A 14,059-nucleotide genomic window follows, 5' to 3' on the forward strand; every position below is an offset into this window, starting at 1 on the left:
AGAAAGCCGCGCCAGTAAAGGGATTAGCTATACAGCAGTTCGTAGATATAAAAATATTCCGCGTCCGATAAGCGAATGGCATAGGCTTCTTCGATCGGCAGGAAAGCGGATTTAATGACACTAAACGCGCGATTATCCAGATCCGGCTTGTTCTCCAGCGCCATCTGTAACGGTTTGCGGTTAATCACGATACGCTCGACCATACAGCAGCAGTGGATCAGGAAGCGCAGTGTCACCTGACGGCTCGGTTTGAGCGAAAGCGCGGTGGTCAGATGATTCAGCACGCCTTCCATCTCTTTGAGAATACGCTGCGGGTTGAGCACCGAAATATGGTTAATGATGCTCTCCATAGTCAACGCGCTGATAAAGCGCATCGCGCTGCGCTCCATCTCCAGACGGCGTTCGCTGCTGGAGAGATCTGGCGTCAGCAGGCTGAGTACCAGCTCGGGGCCTTGCTCAGAGAACAGCTCCTCGAGCGAGATAAACGGAATATCCGGCAGTCCTGGCTGGAAAGTGCCCACTATTCCCGCCAGGCGTTCACTGGCGTTAATCGCCTGCTGAACACGCTCCAGGCTGCGAACTTCGTTGTAATCGAGGATCACCATCCGCGTATCCTGCGACATCAACTCACCGAAGCTCTCCTCCAGCACCTTTTTGATTTTCTCTGCCGTTCCCATCCCGGTGATGCAGGAGATAACCAGCACTTTACCGCTGTTTTCCTGCTGCGGAGTACAGAGCTGACAGGGAATATTTTTGCTCTGCATCAACGCCGCCAGCTGCGGCAAGTCGCTGGTTTCGTAGCTTAAATCCAGCCCAATCTCCAGCAGGCTGGTGAGCGTGATATTGGGCATTAGCAGTACGTCTATCTGGAATAACTTACTGATCGTGCTGCCAAAATGGACCAGTGAGCCAATATCCACCATCAGGATCAATCGGCGATATTGCCGGGTCTGGATCATCTGCGTCAGGGCTTCCAGCGTGTCATGCACCGACTGCTCGAAAGGCATATCGATAGCGCTGAACACCTCGCGCTCCAGCACGCGATTCACGTACTGCGCCTGACTTGTGGCGGTCGTCGCACCGTGGGCAATCAAAATCACCCCGCAGTCAGGACTGGCGTCAATCCGTTGGCGGTAATGGCGACACTCTTTGAGGAACAGGCACAGCCAGACCACCTCCGTCGCCGGACACTGAATATGCAGCAGTTCATTGATTTTTCGGCATAACAGCGTCGCGTTTTCGTATTCATCTTTGCAGCGATCGAGGATCAGGCTGGAAGAATAAAGTTGCGGAATAAGGCCGCGCTGCACATAGCCAATCAGCGCCAGGAAGTGTTTGCGCAGCGGGTTAACCAGATTTTCCGGCAGCGTAAAACCAAGCACCTGCTCAACACAGCCGATCAGCAGCGTTACTCGCTCTTCAATCTGATCGCCATAGCGCGGAGGATGCGCCACACTGTCGCGGCTGTAGAGACCATATTCAAATATCGAACTGAGCTTGTTTTTGAGGATTGCCAGCGTTTCGGCTGGCGGCACGTTGCTGTTACGCAGGTTGATATATTCGCGGGTCAGGAAGCTGTAGAAAAGATCGCTCTCTTCAATTTCGGCTCCGGTGGCCAACGAATTTTTCAGCGCGGGCAGCGTGCGGGCATCGATGCTCAGGTGTTCTTTGCCTTCGAACAGCGCTCCAACCAACAGACGTTGTTCCGGCGTGGCGTTAAAGGGGATCTCGGTCAGACGTTTATCCAGTTGTAGCGTGTCGCTGTGCTCGGTCATCCCCGAGGCCCAGGCCTGGGCGCAGAGAAACTGAATGTCGCTCTTAAGCTGACCAATGTTGCCTTCCAGCGGCTTGTTCAGCAGCCAGAGCAGCAGAGTACGGTCGATGCTTATCGTACGCTCGATTTTGCGGCTCTCACGCTGTAAGAAGCCAACGATCAGTTCAACCTGCTCTTCCACTGAACGCTGGCGGATGCCGGGCAAATCGATACACACCTGAATACGTCGCTGGAAGGTACGCAGCAATGCTGAACTCACCGGTTCGGTGGTCGCACATATCAGGCGAACCGAGATTGACCGCGCCACGGCGCTGGAACCCAGCGGCCGGTATTCGCCTTTGTCGAGAATAGAAAATAGCTTTTCCTGACCTTCATACGGCAGACGATGCACTTCGTCGAGCAGCAAATAGCCGCCGTCGGCTTGCTCGACCAGACCGGGTTTATTTTCATTTGCGCCGGTAAATGCCCCCTGTCGATGACCAAACAGGTGCGAAGAAAGCAGCTCCGGGTTATGGGCGTATTCCGCGCAGTTAAAGTAAACCAGCGGCGGCGACGCTCCCACTGCGCGTTCGCAGGCGAAACGGTGCATCAGTTCGGCAAAAAAGGTTTTGCCGACGCCGGAGGGACCGGTCAGCAGAACGTGCAGCCCGTGGGGATACAGCACCGCCGCGCGGCCTTTTTCCACCGCGTCGCGCAGGCTGCGATCGTAACCAATCAGGCCAGAAAAGGGATCGTCTGTCGCCTGGTTTTCCTGAACAGGTAACAGGTCGGCAACGGTTTGCACTTCGCGCTCGGACTCATCGAGTTTGCGCCCCAGCAGCGTTTCAATCGCCTGACGATGCAGAAAGAATACCGGGCGTCCGCGGCTTTTAATCGCCAGGCCGTCGTTCCAGAGCTGATTGAGATCTTTACTGACCGAGTTGCGCGCCAGTCCGAGGTTAAAGCCGATAGCTTCTGCTGTGAACGCCGTTTCCTGCGCCAGATGGGCAAGATTCAGTCCTCGCGTCAGCCGTTCCAGCTCCCCCAGTATTATCTCAATCCGTCTCATCTCTTTACCGCTTAAGAAATAAATGATTGTTCAGAACATACACTATTCTGCTGCGCAAGAAAGTGAGGCGGCGTCCAGACCTTCCGGTCATCAAAACGTTTTCGACAAATAATGCCGCGCGGAGCCGGTTTCCGGAAAGTTATCGAGGGTCATTTGCAGCTGATAGCCGTTTTTCTGATAAAACGGCAGCGCCTGGAAACTCATGGTATCCACCAATGCATGCAGGCATCCTCTCTCACGCGCTGTCTGCTCGGCAGCCTGCATCAATTTTGTGCCGTAACCGCCTTTGCGCAGCGAATCATGCATCCACAGGAAATCAATACACAGCCATTCGCCTTTGATTTTGCCAATCAGCCCGCCCAGAATTTCATTGCTTTCATCGCGCCAGTACACCGCCAGGTCGCCAAAGTTGGTGGTTCGCAGGAACTGGCGGTTGTAGGCGCGCAATCCGGCAAGCAGGGCATTTTGATCGTCTTCGGTAATGGTATCTGTAATCTGTATTTGCATCCTATCCTCCTGAAAAACTACAACTTCTGGCTGATTATTTGTTTAGAAATTAACACAGGCTGATGAGTGAGACGCATGCCGTCTACACTTACTCTTGAGATGATGCGCATCGACAACAAGGATTATTATCATGAAACGAGCCGCTTTACCGCTTATTGCCATTCTTTTCACGCTGCCGGGTTTAGCGCAGGCCGATTCGGCTTACGGCTCTCTACAGTCCGTTCATGAAAAAAATACTGTATTGAAGGACTTACGCAAGATTTGCACCCCACAGGGGTCGCCATCCGATGACGTGTGGGAAAAAACGATTATGTCTGATACACGTAATCAGCAGCATATCCGCGAGGCTATTCTGGCAATACAAAGAAATAACCAGAACAACTACTGGGAAGCACTTGGCAAAGTTGAATGCCCGGATTTATAAGCATCTTGTTGTAAAATGAGCACTGTAACCGGTTTCTGTGTCGCAAAAACACGTATTGTTGCCAGAACGTATAAATAGCAATGGAGCAATAACAATGCGATACCGTTTTCCAGAAAACTTCTGGTGGGGCAGTGCCTGCTCGGCACTGCAAACCGAAGGGGATAGTCTGAACGGCGGCAAAAGCCAGACCACGTGGGACGTGTGGTTCGACCGTCAGCCAGGTCGTTTCCACCAGGGGGTTGGTCCGGCAAACACCTCAACCTTTTATCAGCACTGGAAACAGGACATCGCACTGCTCAAGCAGCTGAAGCACAACAGCTTCCGTACGTCTCTGAGCTGGTCACGCCTGATCCCGGACGGTACCGGCGATGTTAATCCGGAAGCCGTCGAATTCTATAACAACGTCATCGACGAGCTGCTGGCGCAAGGCATTACGCCATTTTTCACCCTGTTCCACTTTGACATGCCAATGGTGATGCAGGAGAAAGGCGGCTGGGAAAACCGTGAGGTGGTTGAGGCGTTTGGCCGCTACGCGCAGACGTGTTTTACATTGTTCGGCAACCGGGTGAAGCACTGGTTCACCTTTAACGAGCCTATTGTCCCGGTGGAAGGCGGCTATCTGTATGACTTCCATTACCCAAACGTGGTGGATTTCAAACGCGCGGCCACCGTGGCATATCACACTGTACTGGCGCATTCCACGGCGGTGCGGGCGTATCGCGCCGGAAACTACGGCGGTGAGATCGGTGTGATCCTAAATCTGACACCCTCTTATCCACGCTCTCAGCACCCGGCGGATGTGAAAGCCGCGCACCATGCGGACCTGCTGTTTAACCGCAGCTTCCTTGACCCGGTACTAAAAGGGGAATATCCGGCGGATCTGGTCGAATTGCTGAAAGAGTACGATCAGCTACCAACCTGTCAGCCAGGCGACAGTCAGCTCATCGCCGAGGGGAAAATCGACCTGCTCGGTATCAATTATTATCAGCCGCGTCGCGTGAAATGTCGTGATACTGCGGTCAATCCAAACGCGCCGTTTATGCCGGAGTGGCTGTTTGATTATTACGAAATGCCGGGGCGTAAAATGAACCCTTACCGTGGCTGGGAAATTTATGAGCCTGGTATTTACGATATTATTACTAATCTTCGTGATAATTACGGCAACCCACGCTGCTTTATTTCTGAAAACGGTATGGGTGTGGAAAATGAGCAGCGTTTCGTTGAGCATGACCAGATCAACGACAGCTACCGCATTGAATTTGTTTCTGAGCATCTTAAATGGCTACATAAAGGCATCAGCGAAGGTTGTAATTGTCTTGGCTACCATATGTGGACTTTTATTGATAACTGGTCCTGGCTCAACGGATATAAAAACCGCTACGGTTTTGTTCAGTTAGATTTAGAAACGCAAAAACGTACGGTGAAAAAGAGCGGCGAATGGTTTGCCCATACTGCCGAAAACAATGGTTTTAATTAAAAATAACCAGGATGCCGGATAGCGATCCGGCATACCGAGCTTTAGTTTATTGCATACCCTTTATGCGAACTTTTGCTGCCACCAGAAGCGCTGTCAGCAGCATCAGGCTGCCGGAAAGCATCAGGGGCGACAGCAGTCCGAGAGTATCGAGCGCATAGCCTCCCACCGCAGCCCCACAGGTATTGGCAAGCTGGATCACGGCGACCTGCACCGATCCGGCTTTTTCTGCCTGATCGGCAAGCGAGCGCGTGATCCACGTCGACCAGCCGACCGGTACCAGCGCAAACAACAGTCCCCAGATAATCGCAATCCCCGCCGCCACCACTTTGTCACTGCCCCACAGAATCAGGACCAGTGCACTGAGCGCCAGCACCAGTGGCGCACCGGCTAACGCCAGTTTGACCGAACGCTTCAAAATCATCGACGAAAGCGACGTACCAACAAAACTGGCAATACCGAAGCTCAGCAGCACCAGCGTCAGGCCATCAACGTCAAAGCCCGCCAGATTCATATAGATCGGGCGAATATAGGTAAAGAAGGCGAACTGCCCGGCAAAGGACATGAAGATGGCAATCATCCCGGCCATCACCCCCGGTCTCTGCAACAGGCTGAACATGTTTTGTTTCTGATGCGAAGGCTCGCCAGGCAGCGAAGGCAACGCTCTCACCACCCAAATTGTGCACAGCACGCCCATCACCGCCGCCGCATTAAACACATTACGCCAGCCGATAATGCCGCCTAAAAAGCTCCCCAACGGCGCGGCAATCACCAGCGCGATTGAGACTGCGCCAAAAATCACCGACAGCGCTTTCGGTACCGTACGTGCGGGAACCAGACGCATGGTCAGCGACGCCGACATCGCCCAGAAGCCACCAAGCGCCAGACCGAGACAGGCGCGGCCAACGAGCAGCAGCGAAAAAGAATTGGCAAAGGAAACCAGCAGACAGGAAAGCGTCAGCAGCACCGAAAACAGGATCACCACATAGCGACGATCGGTCGCCTGAATAATTTGCGTCACAAACAGGCTGGCGAACATGGCGACAAATGCCGTCACGGTCACCGATTGCCCCGCCACACCTTCAGAAATCCCCAGATCCTGCGCCATCGGCGTTAACAGGCTAACGGGCAGAAACTCAACGGTTATCAGGCAGGCAACACAGAACGCCACGGCAAATACCGCCGACCAGTTAGGTCGGGAATTTGCCTCAGCGCGGAATTTTTGTTCAACAGCTTCACTCATTTTGTTACCTGCGTGGGGTTATTGTAGAAAAGTTACGCAGTGTAACATTAAATTTGTGACGTATTTAACGTTTCAGCAACTAGTTTCATTTAACAAAGAATATCGGTTACTCGGATTTTTAAAGATAGAACGCGACTCTTTTACCTGTAGGTAGCTTAACATCAATGCTAAGTTCACCACCCAGTGCCGTGACATAACGCTTGAGCGTCGACAGACGAGGATCGTTATCTGACTGCTCCATTTTTGCGATTGTTGGCTGCTTAACACCCATTGCCGAGGCAAGTTCAGCCTGAGAGAGATTCAGTTCTTCCCTTAACATATTTAACGCAACCGCCTGACGTAGTATTTCTACTTTTTCGGTAATACGCTCCTGGCTTTCCGGGCTTTGTTTCGCCATCAATTCTTTAAGGGTAGCCATAATTTTCCTTACTTATTAGGTGATTTCGGTACTCAGCATCCGCAAGCCTGATCATCTCTTTATAGAATTTCTTTTCGTTTAACCCTGTTTTATCTCCAGCGCATAGCGCGCGATGCCATGGCGAGAAGGATCAAACGCGAAGAACGCCCGAATCGGACTACCCTGATGCTGTACTCGCAACTCTTTCATATTTGAAAAAGCAGAAGCATTTACCGTATCAGCAAACGGCCTACCTAACTGAGGACCATACTCGGATAAAATCATCATTGCTGCGAGCATATCTTCCTTGAGCGCTTCGGTCTGTACGTCAAACCATTTATCGAAAGCATCCGTTGTTTCCACTTCCCACATCAACGATCCCTCATAGCTAATAAGCTATAGAGAAATTATAGCTTATTAGCTATTGAATCAATCGTTATTTGCATAATTTATTCGCCATCAGACCTGATTCTCAATGCAACCAATGCACACCATCTTCGGGCTGGAAAAAGGCGTTATAGCGCATTTGAAACGCATTAAGCTCCTGCATATCCGGCTCCATTTCGCGCAAAAAACCGAGCGCCAGACGCACCTGCGCGTCAGTAATCGGCGCTGCCAGCCGAGCTTTTTGCAGCCAACGGTGCCACTGCAGCAGATTCGGCTCACTGCCGTCGACAATCACGATTTGCCAGATCAACAGCACCTGGGCCGCATTTTGCAGATGTGATTCATCAGGGCGGTGGAGGTACTGTAAAAAAGCCTCACCCTGTACTTTTCCCATCTGATCGATCATCGATTCTACTGGCACGACATCAATGTTCAGTCGCTCGCTCAGACGGCGAATTGCCCGCCGTGAACCGGACGTCAGCACCCGAAATCCCACCACAAAAACAACCACCAGGGTGGCCAACATTATCCAAATCATGCGCACATCCATTACCAGACAGGATGCCCATCATAGCGGCAAATTTATCGCTGTCGATGGATGAACGCCACGGCATAAAAAAGCCCGCCATTAAGGCGGGCAAAAGTTACCAATGCACACTTAACTTAAGCGACTTTCAATTGTTGAATCTTTTTCTCGCGGCGAATTTTACGTTCTTCAAACACGGCCACGATGGCCATCAGACAGATACAACCGATGGCGGCGGTGTCCAGCGCGGCGAAGGTTCCTGCCCAGCCGGTGAGGCCGAAAATCGGCGTGCCGTCGGCAATCATCCCCAGACCAAGCTTGGCGAAGCTGTCACCAATCAGATAAGCAAAGGTGCCTTTAATCCCATCGGCTGCGCCGATCGCTTTTTTCGGTACAAATCCGACTGCAGCAACGCCGATTAACAGCTGCGGACCAAACACCAGGAAGCCCAGCGCAAACAGCGAAGCCAGATAAACGTACTGGTTGCTGGCGTGCTGATAAACGCCCAGGGTGGCGATAATCAACGCCAGCGCCACGCAGGCCACCAGCGCACGGCGGCCATTCGCCAGGTCAGAGAGCCAGCCCCACAGCAGCGTGCCGACCAGCGCGCCCACTTCAAACAGGGTAAAGCCCTGAATCGCCACTTCTTTGGAGAGCTTTAGCTCCTGGAAAGCGTAGACGGTGGACCACTGGTCAATACCGATACGCACTACGTACAGGAAGATGTTCGAGAAACATAACAACCAGATCACTTTGTTTTTCAGCACGTACTCAACAAAGATCTGCCATTTCGTCATCTCGTTTTCTTCGGTCTCTTTGTCTTCTTCGCTGATCTCCTCGCCAAACAACTCTTCAGCTTTACCAAGACCATAAGATTCCGGGGAGTCACTGCCGTAGCGCAGGCCGATAAAACCAACAATCAGCGCGATAATCGACGGGAAGATAAACATCCCGATGACGTGACCGTCGAACAGATAGTTAGCGCCAAACAGCGCCACGCCTGCCGCACCCGCACCGCCGAGGTTGTGGGAGATGTTCCACATACCGAGGTAAGAACCCCGCTTGCGACGCGGCGTCCATTTGGTGATGGTGGAATAGCTACACGAGCCGCCGGTACTCTGGAAGAAACCACTCAGCGCATAGAAGGCGATCATCAGAAACAGGCTGGTTGAACCCGCGCCCATGCTGGCGCTGAAGCCGAGCATACAGATGGCAGAGAGGATCAGCATAAACGGCAGGAACTGCTTGGTGTTTTTGCCGTCCGCGTAGTAGGAAACCAGCGTTTTTCCCACGCCGTAGGTGATGGAGAAGCCCAGGCCAATCATCCCCAATTGCGTCATGCTCAGCCCGTAGGTGGAGATCATGTCGTTCTGCGCGATGTTGAAGTTTTTGCGGATCAGGTACATGGTCAGGTAGCCGATAAAGACCACCAGATAGGACTGCATGAACGGTTTGAACCACATTTTGCGCCGCACATCGAGCGGCAGATCCAGGGTCGGCTTGCGCACCTGGTTGAGAAAGGCCAGCATTTGACACTCCCGAGCTAATTTTTATACCTGCGAATAGCAGGCATTGTAAAAATCAGCCGGGAGACGTGCCTGAGACAGCGTCCAGGTGAAACCGGGAAAATTTCTTAGTTTTGCCCCACTCAGGGCAAAAAGGTGAGGTGCATCACGCTTCGTTGAGATCGCGCGGAGCCTGGGCGTTTAAAAACGGCAGGAGCAGCAGCGCGGAAATCCCCGCCGCAATGGCGATCACCACAAAAAACCCGGTCCAGTGCCAGACCTCCATCACCTTCGCCAGCGGCCAGCCGGAGAGCGATGCCCCCAGATAGGCAAACAGACCAACAAAACCGGTTGCTGCACCTGCCGCCTCTTTGTGCGAACACTCCGCTGCCGCCATGCCGATCAGCATCTGCGGGCCGAAGACGAAGAATCCGGTGGTGAAGAAGCACGCTGCCTGCATCACGTAGCTGGCGAACGGCATCAGCCACAGCGAACCAACGGAGAGCAAAATTCCGGCGGCAAAAATCAGGTTCATTGGACCGCGGTTGCCGTTAAACAGCTTGTCCGAGCCCCACCCCGCCACCAGCGCACCAACAAATCCGCCCAGTTCGAACATGGTCACGGCGGTATTGGCAGTCACCAGATCCACGCCGAGCGTCTCAGACATGTACAGATTGCCCCAGTCATTAATCGCTGCACGGACCACGTACACCAGCACATAACACAGTGACAGCAGCCAGATATAAGGATTCAGCAGCACATAGCGGGTGAGGATCTCTTTGCGGCTCAGCCCTGCACCTTCCTGCTGCTGAGCAATTTCCAGCTCATCATGCCGCCTGTCGCCAATCGGCGGCAGACCAATCGCCTGCGGCCTGTCGCGCAGCCGCCAGCAGAGGAAAACCCCCACCACAATCGCCAGCAGCCCGGCGATCATCATCCCGGCACGCCAGCCGTAGTGCAGCGCTGTCGCCGCCATCACGATAGGGATCAGCGCCCCGCCGACGTTGTGCGCGGTATTCCACAGCGCCCACCAGCCGCCGCGCTCGGTACGCGAATACCACGCGGTCAATAAACGCGCGCAGACCGGCGACCCCCAGCCCTGGAAAAAGGCGTTCAGCGCCCACAGCACCGCAAAGGCCCACAGTGAGGTAGAGAATCCAAACAGAATGTTCACCACGCCGGTGGCGATCAGCCCGATGCCCATAAAATAGCGGGCGTTGGAGCGGTCGCTGACGATACCGGAAACAAACTTCGACAGGCCGTAGGTGATGTAAAACAGCGTCGCCAGTAGCCCAATATCGCTGCGGGTCAGCACGCCGCTGGTGAGGATATCCGGTACGGCGGCATTGAAGCTTTTGCGTGTGAAATAGAACAGCGCGTAGCCGAGCCAAATGGTGGTCAGGATATGCCGCCGCCAATAGCGATAGCGGGCATCCACTTCCTGCTTGTCGGTGATGAGCGGCGCATTGGCCGGGGCTTTTAAAAACGCAAACATGGCCGCTCCTTACACATAACGTTGAGGCAGTGACACGCTGACCCGCGTGCCGTGCGTACAGGAAATCGACAGCGATCCTCCGAGGGCGCTAATCCGTTCACGCATCCCGGTGAGGCCAAATCCATGCTGATTCGACCCCGGCGGCAGGCCGCTGCCGTCGTCCTCAATCACCAGCATCAGCCGTTCATCCTGTTGCCAGCCCTGAAGCGTCACCGCGCTGGCGTTGGCGTGCTTAACGATGTTGTTCAGTCCTTCCTGACAGACGCGGAACAGCGTCACCCGCTGGCTTTCGCTGAGTGCAGATTCGTCAATTCGCCAGTCCAGATGGCTGACGATGCCGCGGCTTTCCAGTTCCATTTCGCGCATCAATGAGCGGATGGCCTGTTCCAGCGTGAGATCGTCCAACTGGCGTGGTCGCAGGCGGCCTAACAGGCGACGCACCGAATCGTACACGCCGAGAGAAAGTTGTTCGATGTGTGCCCCGCTACGCTTCACCCCTGCGTTTTCCGGCGCCAGGCGCTGGACAATACCCGCCTGGGTACGAATGGCGGTGATGGTTTGGCCGATATCATCATGCAGTTCGCGCGCCACGTCCCGGCGCACGCTCTCTTCGGTCTCCAGCAGGCGTTCAGCCAGACGATGGTTGCGCGCTAATTCGTTTTGCAGCGACTGGTTAAGCTCACGCAGACGCTGAATGCCCGCGCCGAGCAGCAGCCCGGTCAGGCTTTGCACCAGCAGCGAGAGCAACAGGTCGACGGGATGATCGTGCCAGGTCTGGCTGGCAATCAGCGCGATGGCGTTCATCAGCGTCGCAATCAGCGCTCCCTGCCAGCCGTAGTGCCAGGCCAGCGCAATGATCGGCAACGCGAGGCAAAACGGCGTGAAGCGCGAAAGCTCGGCGGGTAAACCGAGCTGTAGCCACAGGCTGACGCTAAACAGCAGCAGGTACCAGACCAGATGCCGCCCGCGCCAGTTCACCGGCTGCGACACCACCGCAGGGCCCAGCGGCAGCCAGGTGGTGCTGGTCAGATAGTGCCAGAACACCAGGCAGATCGGCGCCAGCGTTAATCCGCCGGTGAGCGTCAGCAACAGCGCGTTCCATGCCTCTTCACCCTGCCCAAGCCAGGGCAGCGATTGCAGCAATGCCGCCGCCGTAAGCGCCGCGCCCTGCAACAGCAGCGTACGCCAGTCACGCTGGTGGCGGTATCGCGATATCAGCATCACCGGGAGTAACGTGAGGAAGCTGCCGATCATCAAAAGTGGCAAATGGGCCAGCACCACTTCCTGTGCCAACCAGAAAAGAAGCAGCCATTCCGCGCCCAACAGCACCGGCCAGTAGTCACGTGGACATTGCAGCATCAGCCCCAGACGCAGGCCAAACGGAAACAACAGTACCGCCAGCTCCGGGCGCTCAACCAGATGCAGGCTGATGCTCCACAGGCAAAACCACGCGGCAGAGAAGATAAAGAAGCAGGCAACAACGGTGATTAACCGGGAACAGAGCGTGTTCATTGCCAGCCGTCAAACATCCGGCGGGCCAGTTCGACGTCGTTACTGACACCCAGCTTTTCCATCAGGTTGGCGCGATGCACGTGCACCGTTTTCGGCGACAGACCCAGTTCAGCAGCAATCTCTTTGACCGCCATACCTTGTGCCAGTTTTTCCGCTACCTGACGTTCGCGTTTGGTGAGCGGATCCTGACGACCAGCCGCCAGTTTGACGGCGATGTCCGGCGTCAGGTAACAGCCGCCGGTCGCAACGGTATGCACCGCTGCGATCAGCTCATCCGGGCTACAGCGTTTAGAAAGGAAACCACGCGCGCCCGCGTTGAGCGCCTGCTCCACCAGCGCCGGGCTGTCGTGGACGGAGAGCATGATAATCGCCATTCCTTTTGGTAACTGGCTTAACAGTTCAAGACCGGAGATATCTGGCATCGAGATATCACAGATACAGACCTGCACGCCGCGTCCCGGTAATCCCGCCAGCGCCTCACTGCCTGAGCCAAACTCAGCCACCACCTGCAAATCAGGTTCCAGCCCCAGCAGTTGAGCAAAGCCGGAGCGGACGATAAGGTGGTCGTCAATAAGGGCAACGGTAATCATGGGTTCATCCTGGCGCTAAGACATGCCTGATGGCGCTGCGCTTATCAGGCCTACGGGCAGGTGCCGTTGTAGGCCTGATAAGGCATTAATACCGCCAACCGGCAAAAGCGCTTACCTTAACGATAAGTGCTTTGCTGTTCAAGCCTTGAGCGATCAGGCTATGCCCGTTGTGACGGTAAATGTGCGGGTGTGTTTCGGTTCTATCTGAATCAACGTCCCGTTTCGTTCCGCCGCCAGGAAGCCTTCAGGTCGACAAGTCGCGGGTAGGGCGAAGGCTGCCACCTGCTGATCGCCGTTATAGAGGATCCAACGGGTGACATAATTCAGCTCCGCGCTGGAGAAACGCGTCACGAACGTGGTGCCATCAGGTGCGATCATGCTAAATTCAGGCTTATTTGTGTATCTATCCAGTTGGTCAGCAAAGAAAACGATTTCCGGATCGTAAAAATCGGGTTCATTAAGGCGCGCCAGCGAAGCCTCACCCTGAATAATCCGCTGATTAAACGCCAGCCACTGCTCGGTAGGCTTAACATGTGCGGGTACCGATTCACGCAGCGTTATGGCTTCATCCGGGATATTCTGGCTGAAGGTCGCTTCCGGGACGTAGGCATAGTTCATATGGCACATGTACTGCAAAGGCATTGCCACTGAGGCGAGGTTAGTGACCGCCATCTGAATATCAAACAGCGCGCTCGCCTTACGCATAACCACCGCAGGATACGCCTGATAATGATGACCGAACCCCATCACATACTCGTAGCATCCGCTCACGCGTAAATTCTCGCCTTCCAACTCCAGCCAGGCCTCATCCATCGCAGCACAGGCCATTTCACCATGCAGCGGGTGAGAATCCTCCGGCGACGGGCAGCCATTAGCCAATAACCCCGAGTGGAAAGCAAAGCAGCCGTAGGTCGCGACCACTTCTGCAGCCGGTTTTGGCTGACTGAACATGTTGCGCATGGTCAGATCATGCCCGTCAAACTGCGCATCCCAGATCATCTGCCCCATCCAGGGCAGAATAACCAGATATCCACGACTGTTTTCTATCTTCAGCCCTTCCACTCCGCTGGCGTAACGAAACGCGGTAACCGTGAAATCGCTATTTTTCAGTAAGATTCGCGGATGCTCTGCAAAGAGTTCCCGCCACAGCGTGATACGTGTTGTCATGATCGTTCTC

12 protein-coding genes and 1 pseudogene are annotated in these 14,059 nt (G+C 54.4%); 2 read left to right on the forward strand and 11 right to left on the reverse strand.

What is annotated here, in order from left to right:
• Positions 1–23: 23 nt before the first annotated feature.
• Both dagR and OGX66_RS04520 read right to left on the reverse strand, forming a co-directional pair.
• A complete protein-coding gene (gene dagR, locus OGX66_RS04515) occupies positions 24–2,822 on the reverse strand; it encodes a transcriptional regulator DagR (RefSeq protein ID WP_003840669.1) in 2,799 nt (932 codons plus the stop codon).
• Between the two features lie 90 nt (positions 2,823–2,912).
• A complete protein-coding gene (locus OGX66_RS04520) occupies positions 2,913–3,329 on the reverse strand; it encodes a GNAT family N-acetyltransferase (RefSeq protein ID WP_003023951.1) in 417 nt (138 codons plus the stop codon).
• 130 nt (positions 3,330–3,459) lie between these two features.
• Between OGX66_RS04520 and OGX66_RS04525 the strand changes: the two genes are divergently transcribed.
• Both OGX66_RS04525 and gmuD read left to right on the forward strand, forming a co-directional pair.
• Positions 3,460–3,753, forward strand: coding sequence for a YicS family protein (locus OGX66_RS04525; protein ID WP_003840665.1), 294 nt, complete (start codon positions 3,460–3,462; stop codon positions 3,751–3,753).
• Between the two features lie 94 nt (positions 3,754–3,847).
• Positions 3,848–5,230, forward strand: coding sequence for a 6-phospho-beta-glucosidase GmuD (gene gmuD / locus OGX66_RS04530; RefSeq protein ID WP_103798235.1), 1,383 nt, complete (start codon positions 3,848–3,850; stop codon positions 5,228–5,230).
• A gap of 46 nt (positions 5,231–5,276) precedes the next feature.
• On the opposite strand, the gene nepI is transcribed toward gmuD, so the two are convergent.
• From nepI to OGX66_RS04575, 9 genes and pseudogenes are all read right to left on the reverse strand, one after another.
• Positions 5,277–6,470: a purine ribonucleoside efflux pump NepI gene (gene nepI, locus OGX66_RS04535; protein WP_088902922.1), complete on the reverse strand. Its 1,194-nt coding sequence runs from the start codon at positions 6,468–6,470 to the stop codon at positions 5,277–5,279.
• Positions 6,471–6,588: 118 nt separating this feature from the next.
• Entirely contained in the window at positions 6,589–6,888 is a 300-nt protein-coding gene (locus OGX66_RS04540; protein WP_003844470.1) for a helix-turn-helix domain-containing protein, read from the reverse strand.
• Positions 6,875–7,239: pseudogene (locus tag OGX66_RS04545) on the reverse strand (type II toxin-antitoxin system RelE/ParE family toxin). The gene OGX66_RS04540 and the pseudogene OGX66_RS04545 overlap by 14 nt, the downstream one beginning before the upstream one ends.
• 100 nt (positions 7,240–7,339) lie before the next feature.
• Positions 7,340–7,792 carry a DUF1198 family protein gene (locus OGX66_RS04550; protein WP_003023933.1) on the reverse strand — a complete coding sequence of 151 codons (453 nt, stop codon included), beginning with the start codon at positions 7,790–7,792 and terminating at the stop codon, positions 7,340–7,342.
• 125 nt (positions 7,793–7,917) lie between these two features.
• Complete coding sequence (gene uhpT, locus OGX66_RS04555) at positions 7,918–9,309, reverse strand: hexose-6-phosphate:phosphate antiporter UhpT (RefSeq protein WP_003023929.1); 1,392 nt, start codon at positions 9,307–9,309, stop codon at positions 7,918–7,920.
• Positions 9,310–9,451: 142 nt separating this feature from the next.
• Positions 9,452–10,780: an MFS transporter gene (locus tag OGX66_RS04560; protein ID WP_270934119.1), complete on the reverse strand. Its 1,329-nt coding sequence runs from the start codon at positions 10,778–10,780 to the stop codon at positions 9,452–9,454.
• Between the two features lie 9 nt (positions 10,781–10,789).
• Entirely contained in the window at positions 10,790–12,292 is a 1,503-nt protein-coding gene (gene uhpB, locus OGX66_RS04565; protein WP_003844466.1) for a signal transduction histidine-protein kinase/phosphatase UhpB, read from the reverse strand.
• Complete coding sequence (gene uhpA, locus OGX66_RS04570; protein WP_003023923.1) at positions 12,289–12,882, reverse strand: response regulator transcription factor UhpA; 594 nt, start codon at positions 12,880–12,882, stop codon at positions 12,289–12,291. The genes uhpB and uhpA overlap by 4 nt, the downstream gene beginning before the upstream one ends.
• Before the next feature lie 153 nt (positions 12,883–13,035).
• A complete protein-coding gene (locus OGX66_RS04575) occupies positions 13,036–14,049 on the reverse strand; it encodes an aldose 1-epimerase family protein (protein ID WP_088902921.1) in 1,014 nt (337 codons plus the stop codon).
• Positions 14,050–14,059 lie beyond the last annotated feature (10 nt).

It is taken from the genome of Citrobacter sp. Cf072 (assembly GCF_030334485.1).
Lineage (GTDB): Bacteria > Pseudomonadota > Gammaproteobacteria > Enterobacterales > Enterobacteriaceae > Citrobacter > Citrobacter freundii.

Coding starts and splice junctions, on each gene's coding strand:
- dagR (WP_003840669.1), bottom strand. CDS start 2,822: ATGAGACGGATTGAGATAATACTGGGGGAGCTGGAACGGCTGACGCGA.
- OGX66_RS04575 (WP_088902921.1), bottom strand. CDS start 14,049: ATGACAACACGTATCACGCTGTGGCGGGAACTCTTTGCAGAGCATCCG.
- nepI (WP_088902922.1), bottom strand. CDS start 6,470: ATGAGTGAAGCTGTTGAACAAAAATTCCGCGCTGAGGCAAATTCCCGA.
- OGX66_RS04520 (WP_003023951.1), bottom strand. CDS start 3,329: ATGCAAATACAGATTACAGATACCATTACCGAAGACGATCAAAATGCC.
- uhpT (WP_003023929.1), bottom strand. CDS start 9,309: ATGCTGGCCTTTCTCAACCAGGTGCGCAAGCCGACCCTGGATCTGCCG.
- uhpA (WP_003023923.1), bottom strand. CDS start 12,882: ATGATTACCGTTGCCCTTATTGACGACCACCTTATCGTCCGCTCCGGC.
- OGX66_RS04525 (WP_003840665.1), top strand. CDS start 3,460: ATGAAACGAGCCGCTTTACCGCTTATTGCCATTCTTTTCACGCTGCCG.
- OGX66_RS04540 (WP_003844470.1), bottom strand. CDS start 6,888: ATGGCTACCCTTAAAGAATTGATGGCGAAACAAAGCCCGGAAAGCCAG.
- OGX66_RS04550 (WP_003023933.1), bottom strand. CDS start 7,792: ATGATTTGGATAATGTTGGCCACCCTGGTGGTTGTTTTTGTGGTGGGA.
- uhpB (WP_003844466.1), bottom strand. CDS start 12,292: ATGAACACGCTCTGTTCCCGGTTAATCACCGTTGTTGCCTGCTTCTTT.
- OGX66_RS04560 (WP_270934119.1), bottom strand. CDS start 10,780: ATGTTTGCGTTTTTAAAAGCCCCGGCCAATGCGCCGCTCATCACCGAC.
- gmuD (WP_103798235.1), top strand. CDS start 3,848: ATGCGATACCGTTTTCCAGAAAACTTCTGGTGGGGCAGTGCCTGCTCG.